Genomic DNA, 3,798 nt, shown 5'->3' with positions numbered 1-3,798 from the left:
GTTAAGGCAGGTGCGAAAAATCCTTCGGGAAAGAAGCAGAAACCCAAATCGTGAGGTTTGGGAATCGCCGTCCGTTTTACGGCGGCGAGGATGTCAAGTCACGAGTCTTCAGGCTTTTGACGTGATAGTACACCCAAAGTTGCCCCAAAAATCCCCCTTTAAAATGTTCTTTAAATCCCTAAAAGGCTTGCTATGTCTAAAACTGAGAATTGCTGGTTGCTAGTAGAGGCAAGATGTTGCCCAAGAATCTCCGCCCTAAAAGTGCGGAGATTGTCAATCCCCTGACGGTGGCTTCTAGCGGAACATTGCGCGCAGGGAACTGGAGAGTTGATTGGCTGCCCGTGCGGCCACCAATCCCGAAAGGGCGGCGACCACCACTGTGGCAAGGCAGGTTAGCTGGGCTGCCCCCGGTCCACCCACCCCCAGCACCATCGCCATGGCGGTCAGAGGTAGGCGATAGCCGCCAGCAATACCGGCCGCTGCCCCCGCCGCACCCGCCAGATCCCCCGAAATCTCAAAGGTGGTTGCGAACACCCGGCCACTGAGGTCGCCGATCGCCAGAAAAGGGACAAACACGCCGCCACAGCCCCCGGCTAAAACGGCAGCGGTGGTGGCCGTGGCCCGGAGCAGAGCTACCGCTAACAGATGGTAAGGAGTTGTTTTAATGTTTTCGGCCCAGACGATAGCGGCTCCCCCTGGTCCAAAAGCCGCTGCGGGGGTCGCCACCTGTCCGATCACGATCGCCAAGAATAGCATCACCAGGCCACCGATCAGGAGACGAGTGGCGGGCTTGTCCCGCAAGCCTCTGGCCCAGTAGATCGCCTCACCAGTGAGGGCTGTAATCGTGCCGGCGATCACTCCGATCAACAAAGTGGCACCCACCGCATCCCAGAAGTCAGTCGGGGCAACCTGCGGCACGACCAGCCGGATCAGTTGCAGCTTAAAGGCAGCGTTGCCTCCCCATCCCACCAGTCCCCCGGCTAACATCGCCGCTGCCCGCTCCGGGGTGATCGGAACCTGGCGTCGCTGACTCAACTCAAACATAAAAAAGCTGCCCACCAGAGGGATTCCCATCAGGGCAGAAACACTGGCCGCACCGCCACCGATGGCCAGGGGCCGCACCAGTTGACCTAGGGCTGGATTTATGCTACCTAACCAGGTTCCCGTCGCCACGCCAATATGAGCTGCCGGTGATTCTGTTCCCATGGGCGCACCCAGTCCAACGGTGGAGAGGATGGCCAGGGCGCGCAAGGGGGCTAGATTCCAAGGGAACCGCTCTTCGGTGCCGGATGCGTTCACCACGTCACCGGTCAGGTCGGCGCGAGCAATGTCATGGGGGAAGGAGTACCAGTCCATGAGAGAACCCCAGCGACCAGAGGAAGTTGCCCCCCGGGGAGCTAAGGTCTGCACGGGTTGCCCTCTACCCAGTCCAAACAGGACTAGCACTGCTAAGGTAACGCCCACCAGAGGCAGCAGCAGTAGCCAGACTTTGTCTAGGTCAGAGGCAATCCTGAGGGTTTGCTTAATTGCCTCAGTCAGCAGTACCGCGGCCAGAGAGCCGATCAAACCGCCGAGCAGGCCGCCAACAGCCCATGGGCCTACCCTGGTTAACAGAAGTTGTAGTTTGTTATTTAGCATCGTGCCAAGAAAGTTAAACTTTTATCGTTCCTATAGCAAGTCCATTGGAGTCGTCAAGCAAAACACCCTGAAAGTCTTTACTATATAGTTAGTAAAAGTATAGTCAATTATAAACAGACTGAATTCCATTTGAGAAATTCCCTTCACCTTTACTTCGAGAGATTAATTCTCCTTGGCTGAACTACGCACCTCTCTATCCCATAGCTGAACGGATTTGGCAATGCTTTTCTTAGGATGTTGTAACTTGAAACCACAACGGATTTAGTATAAGTTAACATTTCAATTAGACGTTTATAAGGAATAACGACAAACTTTTGGGTGTTAGCTTTGCCTATGTTAGCCTTCTGTTTCCAGCCGTCATTTTTGCCAATAACTAAAGCAGATTGAGGGTGTGTTAGTCAAAATTAACACACCATTAATTTTATTTTTAAGTCAGAACTGTCCCAATTATGGGATAGATGTTTTAATTTCTTGCATAATCATCAACCTAAAAAGATTTAATCGTGTTCAAAGATTCGGTAACGTGAGCTTTAAAATCTAACATAGAATCGAAAATATGTCTGACGATTCCCTCTTGATCAATGATATAGGTAACTCGTCCGGGGAGGACGAATAAGGTAGAGGGAACACCGAATAATTTACGGACTCGGTTATCGCTATCACTTAAAAGGGTGAAGGGAAGATTATATTTTTGGGCAAATTGTTGATGAGATTGGGGACTATCGGCACTAATACCAATAACTTCCGCACCCGCATCGGTAAACACTTCGTAACTATCGCGGAAAGCGCAGGATTCTGCGGTACAACCCGGAGTGTCATCTTTGGGATAGAAATAAATTACCAGGGATTTTTTACCGATTAAATCGCTGACATTAACCGTTGCCCCTGTTTGGGAAGGGAGAGAAAAATTGGGAACTCGATCGCCTACTTTTATAGCTGCCATAAGATTAATTAATTGAATAGATAATCGTGGATAGGGTGATACTTTACATTCTAACCTTTTTTGGCCTTTTGTTTAGCCCGTTTCGCGGCAGCTTTAGCGGCTTTTTCTGCTTCAATGCGTTTTTGTTCGGCTTTTTGTTTTTCTTCGTCTAGTTTTTCTAGATAATAGTGATAATCTCCTGCATAGACAATTAATTCCCCATCCCGAATCTCGACAATTTTGTTAGCTACCTGGGAGATAAAATAACGATCATGGGAAACAATTAAAACCGTGCCTTCATAAACTTTTAAAGCCGATTCTAACATTTCCTTGGCGGGAATATCGAGGTGATTAGTGGGTTCATCGAGAATTAATAAGTTAGCGGGAGCAAGTAACATCTTGGCTAAAGCAAGACGCGCTTTTTCGCCACCACTCAAAGATTCTACTTTTTTTAATACCGTTTCCCCACTGAATAAAAATCGCCCTAAAAGACTGCGAACCTCCACATCTTTCCAATCGGGAACTTCATCATGAATGGTATCTAAAACAGTTTTAGTTAGGTCTAAAGCTTCCGCTTGGTTCTGCTCAAAATAACTAGGAATAACGTTGTGTTTACCGATTTCGATCGAGCCTTCTGTGGGAGCTTCTAACCCAACAATTAAACGTAAAAGCGTGGATTTTCCTGCACCATTTGGTCCTAAAAACGCCACTCGATCGCCCCTTTCTATTTCCAGATTTGCTCCCAAAAAGAGAATTTTATCATCGTAAATGTGAACAATATTTTTAATAGTTACCACTTCCCGACCACTACGCACTGCTGGAGGAAACTGGAATTTTAAGGTACGCACATCGGCAATTGGTGCTTCAATTTTTTCTACCTTTTCTAATTGTTTTTCCCGGCTTTTTGCTTGGGTACTGCGGGTGGCACTGGCCCGGAACCGATCCACGAAAGCTTGCTGTTTTTCTAGTTCTTTTTGCTGACGTTCGTAGGCACTTAACTGAGCAGATTGTTGTTCGTATTTTTGCTGTAGGTAGGCAGAATAATTACCTAAATAAGTGGTAGAAACTCCCCTTTCAGTTTCGACAATTTTGGTACAGAGACGATCGAGAAATTCCCGGTCGTGGGAAACTATGACCATGGGAGTGGTTAAATCCTTGAGGAATTTTTCTAACCATTCAATGGTTTCTAAGTCTAAATGGTTAGTCGGTTCATCGAGGAGTAAAATATCGGGAGTTTG

The 3,798-nt window shown here is 48.0% G+C and carries 3 protein-coding genes; all 3 read right to left on the bottom strand.

Annotated features, from left to right (window positions below; genetic code table 11):
• Window positions 1-294: 294 nt before the first annotated feature.
• Window positions 295-1,638 (bottom strand): chloride channel protein, encoded by a 1,344-nt coding sequence (locus PX481_RS06055; RefSeq protein WP_288093988.1) that lies wholly within the window; start codon window positions 1,636-1,638, stop codon window positions 295-297.
• Window positions 1,639-2,125: 487 nt separating this feature from the next.
• Window positions 2,126-2,581 (bottom strand): peroxiredoxin, encoded by a 456-nt coding sequence (locus PX481_RS06050; protein ID WP_002760875.1) that lies wholly within the window; start codon window positions 2,579-2,581, stop codon window positions 2,126-2,128.
• 50 nt (window positions 2,582-2,631) lie between these two features.
• Window positions 2,632-3,798: ABC-F family ATP-binding cassette domain-containing protein (locus PX481_RS06045; protein ID WP_288093986.1), on the bottom strand; the 1,167-nt coding region annotated here is incomplete at its 5' end.

Source organism: Microcystis sp. M53603_WE2 (assembly GCF_030065435.1).
The sequence above is the reverse complement of the archived record's forward strand: the minus strand, read 5'-3'. Positions and strand labels throughout refer to the sequence as shown.